The organism is Streptomyces sp. NBC_01296 (assembly GCF_035984415.1).
GTDB lineage: Bacteria > Actinomycetota > Actinomycetes > Streptomycetales > Streptomycetaceae > Streptomyces.
On record NZ_CP130720.1, the window covers coordinates 7,676,134 to 7,690,879 of the forward strand.

Sequence of the window (14,746 nt, forward strand, 5' to 3'; positions counted from 1 at the left end):
CTCTCCCACCCCGAACGGACCCCGCGCCAACCCCACATGGTGTGAAGCCGTACGGCCGGGGAGATCGCCCGCACCGCCGTTGCCCCTGCCCCGCCGAAGCGGCCGGGGCAACGCGGCGAGCAGCGGTGGCCGGGACGGGCGTGACCAACCCGTCCCCGGCCCCGTAGCCGCCGGTTCACCTCCCACACAGCTCCAACCGCCCGCTCCGGCTTGCCCGGAAACGGCCCGCGAAGGGAACACCGTGCACGCAACGAGACGCAGGCTCATATCCGTGGTGGCGATGTCCGTCACCCTGCTCGCCGGCTCCGCCACCGCTTCCGTGGCCCTGGCCGGTGCGGAGCCCGCGCCGGCCCCGGCCGCCTCCACCCTCCCGGCCGCGGGCGCGCCCGCTTCCGCCGCCGCCGCGCCGGTGCAGAACCTGATCGTCGGCTACAAGTCCTCGGCCACCGAGGCCAGTTCCAACAAGGCCGCGGCCGACGACGCCACCGCCAAGGGCAAGAAGGCCGGCAACAAGAAGGCGAAGTTCGACCGCCGCCTCGGCACCGGTGCCGCCCTCGTCAACCTCGGCGGCTCCGTCGCCCCCGCCGCGGCGGCCGACGTGATGGCCCAGTTCCGTGCCGACCCGGACGTCGCGTACGTGGAGGTGGACTCCCGCGCCTACGCGATGGCCACCCCGAACGACACCGAGTACGCCAAGCAGTGGGACCTCTTCGAGCCCACCGCCGGCATGAACGTTCCGGCAGCCTGGGACAAGACCACCGGCTCCGGCGTGACCGTCGCCGTGATCGACACCGGCTACGTGGCCCACTCCGACGTGGCCCCGAACATCGTCGCCGGCTACGACTTCATCTCCGACGCCACCGCCGCCCGCGACGGCAACGGCCGCGACAACAACCCGGCCGACCAGGGCGACTGGAGCGCGGCCGGCGAGTGCGGCACCGGCTCCACGGCCAGCGGCTCCTCCTGGCACGGCACCCACGTCGCGGGCACCATCGCCGCCGCCACCAACAACGCCAAGGGCGTCGCGGGCATCGCGTACAACGCGAAGATCCAGCCCGTCCGCGTGCTGGGCAAGTGCGGCGGCACCACCTCCGACATCGTCGACGCCATCACCTGGGCGTCCGGCGGCACCGTCGCGGGCATCCCGGCGAACGCCACCCCCGCCAAGGTCATCAACATGAGCCTCGGCGGCTCCGGCGCCTGCACCACCACCTACCAGAACGCCATCAACGCGGCCGTCGCCCGTGGCACCACGGTCGTGGTCGCCGCCGGCAACAGCAACGCGGACGCGGCCGGCTTCTCGCCCGCCAGCTGCAACAACGTGGTCTCCGTGGCCGCCACCAACCGCACCGGCGACCGCTCGTTCTACTCCAACTACGGCAGCAAGGTCGACGTCTCCGCCCCGGGCGGTGAGACCCGCCGCGCCACCGACACGCCCGGCACCGTCACCACCCCCGAGAACGGCATCCTCTCCACGCTGAACGACGGCGCCACCACCCCCGGCTCGGAGATCTACAAGCCCTACCAGGGCACCAGCATGGCCGCCCCGCACATCGCGGGCCTCGCCGCGCTCGTCGTCGCCGCCAAGCCCTCGCTGACCCCGGCCCAGGTCGAGGCGGCCATCAAGGCCAACGCCCGCCCGCTCGCCGGCACCTGCACCGGCGGCTGCGGCGCCGGTCTCGCCGACGCGGCCGCCACCGTCAACGCCGTGACCTCGGCGCCCGCCACGGGCTTCGAGAACACCACGAACGTGAACATCCTCGACAACACCACCGTCGAGAGCCCGATCACGGTCAGCGGAGTCGCGGGCAACGCCCCGGCCGCGCTGAAGGTCAACGTCGACATCAAGCACACCTACATCGGCGACCTGAAGGTCGACCTGGTCGCCCCGGACGGCAGCGTCTACACGCTGTCCAACCGCGCCGGCGGCGGCACCGACAACATCAACCAGCAGTACACCGTGAACGCCTCCTCGGAGGTCGCGAACGGCATCTGGAAGCTCCGCGTCAACGACAACGCCGGCGGCGACACCGGCTTCATCGACGCCTGGAGCCTCGGCTTCTGAAAGCCCGATAGTACGGACCTTTGAGCCCGCGGACCTGCTGATACACCTCGTATCGGCAGGTCCGCAGCCGTTTCCTGACAGCTGACTGAATTCTGCGTCACAATCCGTGTCCACCCGGCATCCGACCTCGTATTGTCGCCTCTCACAGGAGAGGCACAGAGTGGGGACCGAGAGGCTGGTGGCTGTGCGTGGTGGCGGCGACGGGGAACGCTGACACGACCGTCGGACACGGTGAACTGATCAAGGCGGTCGAACGCGCGCTGACCGCGCACGGGCGGGCGCTCCTCACCGGACCCGCCGGCGCGGGCAAGACCGAGGTGGCGGGCGCCGTCGCGGCCGCGGCCGCGACCCGCCACGAGACCGTGCTCCGCCTCGCCCCCGAGGCCGCCGACCAGTGGATACCGGAGGCCTCCGCCGCAGCCCTCCTCGCCTCCGTCCCGTGCGCCGCGCTCGAACGGCTCTCCGGACCCCAGCGCACCGCCATCGCCCTCCTGCGCCGCGAGGCCGACGCACCCCGGGCCGGCCGCGACCACGTCGCGCTGCGCCTCGCCGTCGTCGAGGTGCTCCGCACCCTCGCCGCCCGCACCCCCGTCCTGCTCGTCCTCGACAACGCCCAGTGGCTGGACGCGGAAAGCACCGATCTGCTCCGCTTCGCCCTGCGCCTGACCCCGCCCCGCGTACGGGTCCTCGTGGCCGAGTGCGTCCAGGGCGGCGCCCCCGTCGGCGGCCCCCTGTGCGGCCCCGGCACCCCCGAGATCCGGGTCCCCCCGCTCGGCGCCGACGAGGTGGCCGAACTCCTCGCCCGCCACGGCCTGCCCGCCCGGCTCGCCGGCCGCATCCACCAGGCCAGCGGCGGAAACCCCCGCCTCGCCCTCGCCCTCGGCCACTCCCTCGCCGAGGCCGCCGAGGCCCGCGACGCCAGCGCCCACCACGCCGACCCCCTGCCCCTGTCCGGCCAGGCCCGCGAGGTCGCCCGCCGGCTCCTCGCCGGAGCCCCGGCCCGCGCCCGCCGCACCCTGCTGCTCGCCGCCCTCGCGGCCCGCCCGACGACCGCCCTGCTGCGCCGGGCCGGCCGGCCCGACGCCGAGGCCGAGCTCGCCGAGGCGGAACGGGCCGCGCTGGTCTGCGTGGGGGAGGACGGCGCGGTCGCGTTCACCGCAGGCGCCCTGCCGATGGCCCTGGCCGCCGACGCCGGCTGGCCCGAACGCGCCGCCGGACACGCCGCTCTCGCCGCCGCCGTCGACGACCCCGTCCAGGCCGTACGGCACCGGGCGCTGGCCGTGGACACCCCCGACGAATGGCTCGCCGCCGAGATCACCGAGGCCGCCGCGGCCTGCCGGAGACGAGGCAAGCGCGCCCTGGCCGCCGAACTCGGCCTGCTCGCGGCCGAACGTACGCCGACCAACCGGCCCGGGGACGAACTGGCCCGCCTCGTCGCCGCCGCCGAGGACGCCGGCTGGGCCGGCCGCGCCGATCTCGCACGCCGCGCCACCCGCGCCGTACTGGCCCGCGACGCCTCGCCCGCCGACCGGGTACGCGCCCGCCTCGCCGTGATCGACGCCGCGGGGCAGGCCCTCGCCGCCCTCGACGAGACCTTCGCGTACGCCATGGACGACGCCGCGGGCGACCCCGCCCTCCAGGCGGCCGTGCAGCTGCGGATCGCCACGAAGTACAACCTCAGCGACGGCGACCCCGTCCGCTCCCGCGACGCCGCGGCCGAGGCCGGCCGCCTCGCCGCCCGCGGCGGCGACCAGGTCGCCGAGGCCATGGCGCTGACCGTACGGGCCCGCATGGGCCGCATCCTCGGGGACCCGGACGCCGAGGACATCCTGGCCGAGGCCCTGGCCCTGCCCGCCCCCGAGGTGCCGCTCGGCATGCGCAACGCGCCGCAGTACCTCGCCGTCCGCCACGCCCTCTTCGACGACCGCCTCGCCGACGCCCGGCGCCAGCTGCTCGTCCTGCTGCCCGCCGTCCGGCGCACCGGATCCGCGGAGGACGTCTTCGAGGTGCTGCGCAGCCTCACCGAGGTCGAACTGCGGCGCGGCCGGTGCACGATCGCGTCCGCGCACGCCCGCCGCGCCCTGGACCTGACCATCGAGGCGGGCCTCTCGCCGGGCCCCGCCTGGTACGCCGCCGCGATGGCCGAGGCCATGGGCGGCAGCTTCGCGCGCGCCGCCGGATACGCCCGGCGCGGCATCCAGGCCTCCGAGGAGGAGCACGACCAGGTGTTCCTCTCGCGCAGCCTGTACGCACTCGGCCTGACCGAGCTGGCGACGGGGGAGGCCGCGAAGGCCGTGGCCACCCTGCGCCGGGTGGCCGGACTGGAGGCGGCCCAGCAGGTCGTCGACCCCTCGATCCTGCGCTGGCACGGAGAGCTGGCCGAGGCCCTGGTGGCCGCGGACGCGCCCGACGAGGCCGCGGAACTGCTCGGCGCCGTCCGTACGGTCGCCCTCGGTCTGGGGCGCACCACGGTGGTGGCCGCACTCGACCGGGCCCGCGGGCTGTGCCTGTCCGCACACGGCGACGCCGAGGCCGCCGTGCACCTGCTGCAGGCCACGGCCGACCGGTTCGGCGCGCTCCAGCTCCCGGTGGAGCGCGGCCGTACGCTGCTCGCCCTGGCCCGGGTGGAACGGCGCCGCCGCAGGCGCGCCCCGGCCCGCGCCGCGTTGCGGGCGGCGGCCGAGGTGTTCGCCGCGGCCGGCGCGAAGCCCTGGGCGGAACTCGCCGCCGAGCACCGGGAACCGGCGCCCGGCGGGGGCGGTACGGCCATGGCCCTGGCCGCCCTGACGGAGGCGGAGACCCGGCTCGCCCTGCTCGTCGCCGAGGGCGCCAGCAACCAGGAGGCGGCCGCGAAGCTCTTCGTCAGCGTCAAGACGGTCGAGGCCCGGCTGACCCGGATCTACCAGAAGCTCGACGTACGCTCCCGAGCCCAGCTGGCCACCGCCCTGCGCACCCGCTGAGGGGCGCAGGGCGGTGGCCCGACGAGTCAGCAGCCGAGGTTGTTGCCCGGCGTCACGCCCAGGATCTGCGTGAAGCTCTGGTACGCGTTGATCCGGCTCTGGACCTGGGCGGGGTTGCCGCCGTTGCACTCGAGGGAGCCGTTGATGGAGCGGATCGTCTCGCCGAAGCCGGCTCCGCCCACCATGGCGGCGTGGGCGGTCATCGTGCCCGGGCCGTTCTGGGTGTTCCAGTACCACAAGGCCGTCTTCATGGCGACGGCCGGATCCTGCTCCACGAGGTAGGGGTTGGCGAGCAGGTTGATGCCGAGCGCGTCGCCGGCCGCCTTGTAGTTGAAGTTCCAGCTGAGCTGGATCGGTCCGCGGCCGTAGTAGGCGGCCTGTCCGGCGGGACAGCCGTAGGGCTGGCTCGCGTCGCAGTAGTGGGGGTAGTTGGCGGTGTTCTGCTCGACGATGTACACCAGCCCGCCCGTCTCGTGCGAGACGTTCGCCAGGAAGGCGGCCGCCTCGCGCCGCTTGACGGTGTCGTCACCGGTGTTGGCGAAGGCGGGGTACGCCGACAGGGCCGAGACGAGGCCGTTGTACGTGTAGAAGGAATTCCGGTTCGGGAACATCTGGTTGAACTGGGCCTCGGAGACGACGAATCCGGACGGGTTGCCGGGGTTCGGGTCCTGGCCGCCGCCACCGCCGCAGGTGCCGAGGTCGGACCAGACGCCCCACTGTCCGGTGGTGCCGGGCGTCTCGCCCTGGGTCCACCACTTGGCCTGCCAGTTGTGCCCGCTGTAGGAGGCGCCCATGCCGTTGGTGTAGACGGCGGACGAGGCCCACGGGGTGACGCAGGCCGCGGCCGCGGAGGCGGAGGAGGTGGGGAGGACGACCGCGAGGCCGGCGGTGGCGGCAGCGGCTGCGGCCAGGGCGAGGGCGCGGCGGCGAAGCGCACGTATCACGTAACTGCTCCTTCAGTGGGGGGAGTTGCCGTGGGGGGCAAGTACCGCCACTGAAGCGAACTGGTCTGGACCTGTCAAGGTCTAGACCAGCTTTTATCGCTTTCGGGCAAACGGGCAGCGCCGGGCAAACGGGCAGGGCCCGTACGCGCCATCGCGCGCACGGGCCCTGCCGGTCGTCGAGGGGCGACTAGCTGAAGGCGGCGCCGTTGCCCGAGAGGACCGGGATGTTGTCCAGGATGTGCGAGAGCGGCTCGTCGCCCTTGGCCTGGGTGGAGTTCTCGGTGCACTGCTGGTTCATCGGGTTGTGCAGGACGTTGATGTCCTGGACGCCGATGTTGGCGAGGACCGCCACCAGGGACTGGGCGTTGACCTTGGCCGGCAGGCCGACGCAGAGCTTGTTGAGGGAGCCCTGGACCAGGCTGAGCTGCGGGCTCATCGCGCCCTCGGTCTGCTGGTTGCCGTAGATCTGCGAGGCCTCGTTGCCGTTGATCGTGGTGACGCCGTTGTCGTTGCCGATCGCCATCGCCGGGGCGGCTACCGCGGCGCCGAGGCCCAGCACGGAGGCGGTGACCGCAGTGGTGGCCATGATCTTCTTGAGCATGAGGAGGTTTCCTTCTGTCGCACTGTTGCATTGGGATGGCTGCCCCCGGCGGGACGAGCTGATCAACTGCCGTCGGCGGGGTTGGTTATTGCCTGTCACCCGAGTGGCCCAGTGCGCAAAGGGGGCCGCCTCCGGCTCTGTGAGCTGGAGGCGGCCCCCTTGTCCGACATCTTCAGGGCATCGCCGTGGAGACCGCGGTAGGTCAGCCCGTCTTGCGGCGGGTCTTCTTGTTCTTGCCGCCGGCGCCACCGCTGGCGCCCTGGATCTTCGCCCGGCTCTGGTGAGCCTGCTGTGCATGGGCACTGCGGGCGTTGCGGTCAAGGGCCTCCCGGAACTTGCGCTTGGCCTCTTCGGCCGCCGATTCGCCCTGCGGGGTGTCCGACTCTTCTGCCATGTTGTCCTCCTGGGTTGACCTGAAGCCGTTTCAGTCTGTCACCCCCCGTCCCCCCTGACCAGCGGGTTCGGTTCCCAGGGCCGAGTCGGGCCGCCTGGCGCGGGTCAGGAGAGGGTGGTGGGGCGGGCCCAGGCCTCCAGCTCGCCGAAGGCCGCGACGAAGGACGGCAGCATCGGCTTCAGCCGCTCCTTGTCGAGCACGACCAGCCCGTCGGTGTGCGCACCGCCGTCGACGTGGACATATCGGTGCAGCGGCGCGCCCGGCGGCGGTGACCATCCGGTCGTACACGTCACCGAACGTGGCCGGCGGGGTCAGCGCGTCGAGCGTGCCCTGGATGCTGATCAGCGGGCGCTGGATCTTCCCGGTCAGGGAGACCCGCTCGACCGCCCGGTGCACCGACTCCGGGCGCGAGGCGTAGTCGTAGTCCGTGTCGCAGCCGGGACCGGTTCCCGCCGGGCAGAGCGGGGTGCCGCCCTGCCCGGCGCCGTCGTAGCCGGGGTCGAGCTCCTCGCGGACCACGCGCTGGAGGAGGTCCCACTGGTGGGTGTAGTGGTAGCCCCACTGCTTTTCGGAGTCCGCCGGGTAGCCGGCCGCGACGATGACGACGAGTACGTCACCCGGGCGCTGAAGGCCGGCGCGGTCGGCTACCTCCTGAAGAACCTGCCCGCCGCCGAGCTGGCCCGGGCCGTACGCCTCGCCCAGCGGGGGTCGCCCAGTTCGACCAGACGGTCGTCGCCAACCTGGCGGCCGGGCTCCCGTCCCCCGAGCTGCTCACGCCCCGGGAGACGGAAGTGCTCCGCCCCATCTCGGCCGGGGCCACGAACAAGGAGATCGCCTCCCGCCTCTACCTCGGCGAGGGCACCGTCAAGAACCACATCTCCCGCGTCCTGAGCCGGCTGGGCCTGCGCGACCGTACCCAGGCCGCCCTCCACGCCCGGGACAACGGCCTCATCTGACCCGGACCGGCAGGGGGCGGCACACGAAGTCCCGGGCCTCGCGGGGAGACCCGGGACTTCGCTGGTGCACTTCGCTTGACCGCCGTGTTCAACGACGGAGTGCGCCAGAGGTCACCCGCCGTTGCGGGGCTGCACCGCGCGCCGCTGGTGCACCCGCAGTTGCAGGGTGGCGAGGTCCAGCAGCGGGGTGGGCACGGCGAGCGCGCGGGCCCGGGCGACCAGGTCGCCGAAGACGTGCTCCACCTCCGTGGGACGCCCGGCGGCCAGGTCCCGGTACATCGACGGCGTGAGCGGGGAGCCGGGCGTGGTCACCGTCCGGGTGGTGAAGGCGAGTTCGGCCTCCGGTACGGGATGGCCCGCGGCGGCGGAGACGGCCGCGGCCTCCGCGAGTACGGCCGGCCCGAGACCGGCGCCGCCGGGAACGGCGGCGACCTCGCCGACGGAGCCGCGCGCCAGGCAGGTGACGGCCGCGAGGGTGGTGATGAAGACCCACTTGTGCCACATCGCGGCGACGACGTCCGGGGTCTCGGGGCTGTCGATGCCCGCCCCGGTCAGCAGGGCGCGTACGGCGTCCACGCGGGCGGAGGCCCGGCCGTCGAGTTCACCGGTGAGCAGCGTGGACGGCGGGGCCATGCGCACGATGTCGCCGTGCTCGTTCATGGTGGTGACCACCTTGGCCACGCCACCGAGGACCGGCGCGCCACCGAAGTGGCCTATGAGGTGGTCGAGATGGGCCATGCCGTTGAGCAGCGGCAGGATCGCGGTCCGCGGGCCGACCGCGGGGGCCAGGTCCTTCGCCGCGCGGTCGAGCGCCGTGGACTTCACCGAGAGCAGGACGAGGTCGTACGGGTGCGACAGCGCGTCGGCGGTCACCAACTGCGGGGTGAGGGTGAGGTCTTCGCCGAGGCCCGTGACCCGCAGCCCGCGCTCGCGCAGCGCGGCCGCACGCTCAGGGCGGACCAGGAAGGTGACGTCCTGCCCGGCATCGGCGAGGCGGGCGCCGAACCAGCCGCCTGCGGCGCCCGCGCCGACTGTCAGGATTCTCATACGGGAGAGCCTTTCGTGAGGGGCAGCGGCTGCAGGAGCCGGTGCGGTCGGTGCAGGGCCGCGGTGACGGGATCGTCATCGGCGGACGGCGGCGGCAGTCCGGGCCCGGGCGCCACGAGCAGGTCGGCGACCTCGACGGGTGCGTGGCAGCCGGTGCAGCGCCCCTCGACGGCCACCGGGGCGTCGTCGGCGGCGTGCAGGAAGACCCGGCGCGGCCCGCCGGGTGCGGGCCGGTGCTCCTCGCCCCAGAGGGACAGCGCACGGACGGCCGGCCAGAGGCGGACCCCCTTGTCCGTGAGGGCGTACACCTCGCGCCGGCCGTCCCCGGGTACGCGGGCCAGCACCCCGGCCCCGGTGAGACCGGCGAGCCGGTCGGTGAGGACCGCGCGCGGGATGCCGAGGTGGGCGGCGAAGTCACCGAACCGCCGGACTCCGAAGAAGGCGTCCCGCACGATCAGCAGGGTCCACCGCTCGCCGACGACCTCCATGGCGCGGGAGAGCGAGCAGGACTGGCCGCGGTAGTCGCGGGGGAGCGTCATGGGCCCACCGTAGCAAATCAGTTCGGTGACCGAACTGATCCTCAGATCGTGAAGGGCTTCTGGCCGAGGAACTGCGTGTCGGGGCTGCCCGTCGTGAAGAAGTTCGGGATCTGCGTGCGGGGCATGCGCTTCTTGATGTCGCGGTGGAAGGTCTCGTAGTCGCCGCTGAAGTCCCCGCCGTTCCAGACCTTGAGCAGGGTCTCGGTGAACTTGCCGTTGACGCTGCCGTCCAGGGCGACCTGGTCGTCCTGGCAGGCGGAGATGAGCACGACGCCGGGTTCCCCGCCGTTGCCGTTCGTACCCCTCAGCTCGCGCTGGAGGCCCTGGAAGAACGCCTTGTCCCGCTCGAAGATCTGCTGCTGCTTCAGCACCGGCATGAGGCGGACCGCATCCCCCGGGGCCGGGGTGTCGATCAGTTCGGTGGCGGTGCCGCTGTGGCAGCAGTCGAGGAAGGTGATGATCCGGACGTCCTTGTGGAACCGCTGGAACTCCCGGTGCAGCTCGTCGTCGAGGAACTGGCGGTCGAAGAACACGAGCGTCTCGTCGAGCTCGTCCGGCTCGTCGCCCTCGCTGTCGGGCATCTGGCCGCCGTGGCCCGAGTAGGTCAGGAGCAGGATGTCCCCGTCCCCGAGCTTCCCGGCCGCCTTGCGCAGTGCGGCGGTGACGGTGTCGACGGTGGCTTCCTTCGTCAGGATCACGGTGTCGTCGAACCCGGCGCCGCGGGCCAGTTCGGCCATGTCGCGGGCGTCGTTCTCGCACGCCATGAGCTGTCCGTCCCAGCCGTCGTACTTGCGGGGGTCGACGTTGTTGAGTCCTACGTGGATGGACACGCCTGCGGGCATGAGGTCCTCCTCGGGTGGGGTGGGCACGGTGGCGCCGGATGGGGCGACACCTCGGGCATGGGTTCCGCGGCAGAGGGTCCGCCGAACCGCGCGGCGCGCAGCGACGCCCGATCGGGCGCGGCGGCCGGAGCAACGCGCGCGACGCCTGCAGCCCGCCGGTCGACCGGCGGTCGCTCCGCGACCGGCCGCCTTGCCACACAACAGACCGGGTGAAACCATGACAGATAGCAATCAAATCCGTCTGCCGCCCGTCAAGGGTGGCCGGGTAGGTGCGGTATGCCGCTCACCGAAACGGAATGGGGCCTCGTCACCAAGTGGGTGTCCGAATACTTCCTCGACACTCCGGACCCGCACGACAGGCTCGCCCAGAACGGGTTCCCCCCGGAATTCATCGGCGGTCTCGCGCTGACCAACAAGAGCGGGGAGAACGCCGTCACGCTGGTCCGCGCCTCGCGGAAGGACATCGCGGCGCAGCTCCGCCTGCTCGACGTCCTGGTCAGCCTCGACCAGCTGAGCTCCCTGCCGGCCGGCACGGAGGCCGACAGGTTCCGGGCCAGGCTGCTCGAGGACGCGAACGTGCACGCTTCCGCCCCGGACTACTTGCTCGCCGGCGTGCTCAAGAACGGCACCGAGGTGTTCATCGACCGCGCCGACCTGCGGGCACGCCTGCGGGAATTCATCACCGACCCCGAGATGACCGTGCTGGTGGTCGACGGCGAGGCCGACAGCGGGCGCTCGTACACCTACAGCCTGATCCGGTACCTCGGCCAGCACTGCGGATTCCGCCCGGTGCGGGTGACGCTGTCGCGCGCCTCGACCGCCGCCCAGCTGATCCGGCGGCTGGCCGAGTTCGTCGGGGACCACGACCCCGGCATCTCGCCGTTGAACACGACACAGTTGAACGATCCACTGTCGTGGGTCGACGACGCCGTCCACCGGATCGTCAGCCGCGCCACGGCCGCGGACGAGCGGTTCTGGCTCGTCCTCGACGAGTGCGACAAGCTCGACCCCAACTCCGACGTCTGGGACTGCATCGGCCGGCTGGCCCTCGCCGTCTACGAGTACGCGCCCGTGCAGGAGGAGACCGTGCCCCGGCTCGTACTGCTGGGGTACGGGCCGACGATGCGCCAGCTGCCCTACGACGTCCGCAACAACGTGTACCGGGACACGGCGCGGGTCGCCGGTCCCGACGATCTGCACGCCTTCTTCCGGACCTTCTTCGCCCAGACGCCCGCATCGGGGGACACGGCCGAGCCGCGGGACGCGGCCGGGATCGAGGCACTGACCGACGTGGCCGTGGCGACGGTCCTCGAAGCGGCGCAGCTGCCGGGGGACGACAGCTACATGCGGAAGATGTGCACGGCGGCCGAACTGACCGTACGCCTCTACCTCTCGCCGGGGTCCGGCGAGGACTTCGCCGCCCGGCTGCACGGGGAGCTGCTCGCCGCGCAGCACGAGCCCGAGCCCGCCGTCCCGGACCGCCGCAGGGCGTACCGGGAGGCCGCAAGCCTGCTCTCCGGGTTCGAACCCACGCAGCTGCGGCTGCCCGGCGAGGGGGAGAGCAGCGGCCGGGCGCCGCTGGAACTCGTCCACGACTGCACGACCCTCGGCACGCAGCCCCGGGCCGGCTGGGTCCTCAAGCAGGAGGTCCGCGAGGCGGCACTGCGCGGCATGGCCGGCCCGGAGGCCGCACGCCTCGGCCTGGAGGCCAACCTCGGCCAGGTGCCCGAGGGCCCCGGACCGGAGCGGTTCGCGCTCGCCTACCTCTCCGGTGCGCCGCCGGCCCTCGGCGAGCAGGATGTCGAGGGGCTCGCCGACATCCTCCAGGCGGTGCTGTGGCTCGTGCAGATCCCGCACACGAGCGGGATACCGGACCCCGAGCACGTCCAGCAGCTGCTGGAGCGCGCCCGACTGCGCCAGCCGCTCGAACGCCTGGTCAGAGGCAGGTTCTGCGGGCGCGCCGCCGAGCTGGACGAGCTGCGGGCGTACGTCGGGCTGCCCCCGGCCTCCGAGCCCGCGGCCCCGCCCCCGGGCGGCGCCGACTCCGCCGACGGCTCCGTCCGCGAACCCGTCAGGGAACTCGTCAAGGATCCCCCCCTGCTCATCCACGGGCTGGGCGGCATGGGGAAGAGCACCCTGCTCGCCAGGTTCCTGATCGACCTCCCCGCGGACTTCCCCTTCGCCTATGTCGACTTCGAGCGGCCCACGCTCTCGGTCCACGAGCCGGTCACCCTGGTCGCCGACATCGCCCGGCAGCTCGGCATCCAGTACCCCGAGCACCGCGACGCGTTCGACGCACTGGCCGGCGAGTGCGAGGAGACCGCCCGCACCCAGCGGGAGGAGCAGAACACCGTCGACGAGATGTACCGGCTCTCCACCACCCGCTCGGGAGCCGGGCGCGGAGCCGCCGAACAGTTCCACAGCCGGGCGCGCGCCCGTGAGACGGACCTGGTCCGCCGGGTCGGCGCATGCCTCGTCGAGGCGGTGGCGGCGGCGGGCGGCGGCCCCGAGGGCGGCCCGCCGCTGGTGATCGTGATCGACTCGTTCGAGGAGGCCCAGTACCGCGCGAACCCCGTACTCGGCCGTATGTGGGCCATCTGGTCGGTCCTCCGCGAGGGGTATCCGCGGCTGCGGTTCATCGTCGCCGGACGGGCCGGCGTCCACCACCCGGCGCAGGCCGTGGAACCGAAGACGATCGCGCTCGGCGACCTCGAACCGGACGCCGCCGTGGACCTCCTCATGTCCAGCGGGATCGAGGACGAGGGCGTGGCCCGGGCCTTGGCCGAGCGGGTCGGCGGCCACCCGCTCAGCCTGAAGCTGGCCGCGCAGGCGGCCGTGCTCGCCGGCCAGGAGGCCGGGTCGCTCGGCGAGCTGGTCGAGAGCCTGCCCGCCCGGCGCCGGTACTTCTACCGCAAGGTCGACCAGATGCTCGTCCAGGGGATCCTGTACGACCGCATCCTCAAGCACATCGCCGATGTGGAGGCTCGCGTCCTCGCGCAGGCGGGCCTGGCGCTGCGCACCATCACCCCCGAGCTCATCAAGGACGTCCTGGCCCCGGCGTGCGGACTGGACGTGGACTCCCCGGAGCAGGCGCGCCGCCTCTTCGGCCGACTGGCCCGGCTCGACCTGATGGAACCGGCCGGCCCGGGCGCCCTGCGGCACCGCTCCGACCTGCGGGCCATCATGCTGCGCCTGTCGGACACCGCGCGCACCGACATGATGCGTACGGTCGGGCAGCGCGCGGTGAAGTACTACGCGGCCCGCGAGGGGCTCGAGGCCCGCGCCGAGGAGATCTACCACCGGCTGCGCCTGAACGAGAACCCCCGCTCCGTGGAGCAGTGCTGGGAGCCCGGCGTCGAGCGCTACCTCGACCGCGCGGACCAGGACATGGCGCCCCGGTCGGCAGCCTTCCTGACCGGCCGCCTCGGCGGGCACATCCCCGAGGAGGCACTGCACGACGCCGACCAGGAGGACTGGGAGCGCAACGCTGCACGCGAGATCGAGGACCTGCTGGCGCAGGGCTACACCGACGAGGCCGCTGCCCGGCTCGCCGAACGCCGCCCCTGGACCCCGGGCAGTCCCCTCGACCCGCTGCTCGTCGAGACCCTGGCCCGCAGCGGACGCCGTACGGAGGCCAGGAACACGGCGCAGGAGGCCGTCGACCGCGCGGAGGGGGCGGGCGACGTCGATGCGCAGCTGGACCTGCTGCTGCTCTCCGCCCGCCTCGCGGAGGAGGACGGCGACCTGCAGGAGGCCGAACGCGACCTTGCCGAGGCGGAGGACCTCGCGACCGGACTCGGCCGTGACTTCGACGCCATGGGAGCCACGCTGGCCCGGGCCCGGCTGGCCGCCTCGCGCAAAGGCGACTCGGACGCCGACCGTCGCCTCGCCCGGCAGCTGAGGCAGCTGCCCGACGAGGCGCTGGCCGAGCAGCCGGTCCTGGTCCGGGCCGTCGCGGCCGAGGTGTCCCGGCACGATCCGGCCGCGCTCGGCCACACCCTGGAGGTCGTGGGACTGCCGGACACCGACGACGGGGCCCTGGACGCGCTCGCGGACACGATCGTGCGCGTACTGGCGGAGCAGCCCGAGCTGCGGTTCGCCCTCGCGAAGATCCTCGAGAACGCCGTCGGCCCCGTACCGCAGGCCCGGCCCGTGCAGCAGCAGCTGCCCCCGACCCCGCCACCGCCCTCCATGGCCGCCATGCTCCGTGAGGCCCGCGACCGGGGCACCCTCGATGCGCTCGCCAGGCGGCTCCTCGTGCTGCACGACCACAGCGGCGCACTCGTCTCCGGCGTGGCGGCCGCGATGGGTGCGGGCACCCCCGGCCCTGCGCCGTCGGCGCCGGACCGCACAGCCGAAACAGGCGAAAGGAACGGCCCGCGAGCGGCCTGAACCCGT

11 protein-coding genes are annotated in these 14,746 nt (G+C 73.2%); 4 read left to right on the forward strand and 7 right to left on the reverse strand.

What is annotated here, in order from left to right; genetic code table 11:
* Nucleotides 1–280: 280 nt before the first annotated feature.
* Both OG299_RS34970 and OG299_RS34975 read left to right on the forward strand, forming a co-directional pair.
* Nucleotides 281–2,065 (forward strand): S8 family serine peptidase, encoded by a 1,785-nt coding sequence (locus OG299_RS34970; protein WP_327364657.1) that lies wholly within the window; start codon nt 281–283, stop codon nt 2,063–2,065.
* Nucleotides 2,066–2,253: 188 nt separating this feature from the next.
* Nucleotides 2,254–5,025: a LuxR family transcriptional regulator gene (locus OG299_RS34975; RefSeq protein WP_266632181.1), complete on the forward strand. Its 2,772-nt coding sequence runs from the start codon at nt 2,254–2,256 to the stop codon at nt 5,023–5,025.
* 26 nt (nt 5,026–5,051) lie between these two features.
* On the opposite strand, the gene OG299_RS34980 is transcribed toward OG299_RS34975, so the two are convergent.
* From OG299_RS34980 to OG299_RS34995, 4 genes are all read right to left on the reverse strand, one after another.
* The gene (locus OG299_RS34980; RefSeq protein WP_266633767.1) at nt 5,052–5,936 is read right to left on the reverse strand and encodes a glycoside hydrolase family 19 protein; all 885 of its coding nucleotides are present in this window, start codon (nt 5,934–5,936) and stop codon (nt 5,052–5,054) included.
* Between the two features lie 220 nt (nt 5,937–6,156).
* Nucleotides 6,157–6,570: a rodlin gene (locus OG299_RS34985; RefSeq protein ID WP_266632183.1), complete on the reverse strand. Its 414-nt coding sequence runs from the start codon at nt 6,568–6,570 to the stop codon at nt 6,157–6,159.
* Between the two features lie 202 nt (nt 6,571–6,772).
* Nucleotides 6,773–6,964, reverse strand: coding sequence for a DUF5302 domain-containing protein (locus tag OG299_RS34990; protein WP_266632185.1), 192 nt, complete (start codon nt 6,962–6,964; stop codon nt 6,773–6,775).
* Nucleotides 6,965–7,068: 104 nt separating this feature from the next.
* Complete coding sequence (locus OG299_RS34995; protein WP_327363669.1) at nt 7,069–7,257, reverse strand: hypothetical protein; 189 nt, start codon at nt 7,255–7,257, stop codon at nt 7,069–7,071.
* A 498-nt stretch (nt 7,258–7,755) separates the two neighbouring features.
* Between OG299_RS34995 and OG299_RS35000 the strand changes: the two genes are divergently transcribed.
* Complete coding sequence (locus OG299_RS35000; RefSeq protein WP_327363670.1) at nt 7,756–7,920, forward strand: response regulator transcription factor; 165 nt, start codon at nt 7,756–7,758, stop codon at nt 7,918–7,920.
* 111 nt (nt 7,921–8,031) lie between these two features.
* On the opposite strand, the gene OG299_RS35005 is transcribed toward OG299_RS35000, so the two are convergent.
* From OG299_RS35005 to OG299_RS35015, 3 genes are read right to left on the reverse strand one after another with little or no spacing between them, the layout of a single operon-like run.
* Nucleotides 8,032–8,967, reverse strand: a complete 936-nt coding sequence (locus tag OG299_RS35005) for a ketopantoate reductase family protein (protein ID WP_327363671.1) — start codon at nt 8,965–8,967, stop codon at nt 8,032–8,034.
* Nucleotides 8,964–9,506, reverse strand: a complete 543-nt coding sequence (locus OG299_RS35010) for a winged helix-turn-helix transcriptional regulator (RefSeq protein ID WP_266632195.1) — start codon at nt 9,504–9,506, stop codon at nt 8,964–8,966. Before OG299_RS35010 ends, OG299_RS35005 begins: the two co-directional genes overlap by 4 nt.
* Before the next feature lie 41 nt (nt 9,507–9,547).
* Nucleotides 9,548–10,348: a caspase family protein gene (locus OG299_RS35015; protein WP_266632197.1), complete on the reverse strand. Its 801-nt coding sequence runs from the start codon at nt 10,346–10,348 to the stop codon at nt 9,548–9,550.
* Nucleotides 10,349–10,624: 276 nt separating this feature from the next.
* On the opposite strand from OG299_RS35015, the gene OG299_RS35020 reads away from it, so the two are divergent.
* A complete protein-coding gene (locus OG299_RS35020; RefSeq protein WP_327363672.1) occupies nt 10,625–14,740 on the forward strand; it encodes a hypothetical protein in 4,116 nt (1,371 codons plus the stop codon).
* The last annotated feature ends 6 nt before the right edge of the window (nt 14,741–14,746 follow it).

What these genes read in the sequence shown, in the direction of transcription:
- OG299_RS34970 (WP_327364657.1), top strand. Translation starts at nt 281, where the DNA reads ATGTCCGTCACCCTGCTCGCCGGCTCCGCCACCGCTTCCGTGGCCCTG.
- OG299_RS34985 (WP_266632183.1), bottom strand. Translation starts at nt 6,570, where the DNA reads ATGCTCAAGAAGATCATGGCCACCACTGCGGTCACCGCCTCCGTGCTG.
- OG299_RS34990 (WP_266632185.1), bottom strand. Translation starts at nt 6,964, where the DNA reads ATGGCAGAAGAGTCGGACACCCCGCAGGGCGAATCGGCGGCCGAAGAG.
- OG299_RS35005 (WP_327363671.1), bottom strand. Translation starts at nt 8,967, where the DNA reads ATGAGAATCCTGACAGTCGGCGCGGGCGCCGCAGGCGGCTGGTTCGGC.
- OG299_RS35010 (WP_266632195.1), bottom strand. Translation starts at nt 9,506, where the DNA reads ATGACGCTCCCCCGCGACTACCGCGGCCAGTCCTGCTCGCTCTCCCGC.
- OG299_RS35015 (WP_266632197.1), bottom strand. Translation starts at nt 10,348, where the DNA reads ATGCCCGCAGGCGTGTCCATCCACGTAGGACTCAACAACGTCGACCCC.
- OG299_RS35020 (WP_327363672.1), top strand. Translation starts at nt 10,625, where the DNA reads ATGCCGCTCACCGAAACGGAATGGGGCCTCGTCACCAAGTGGGTGTCC.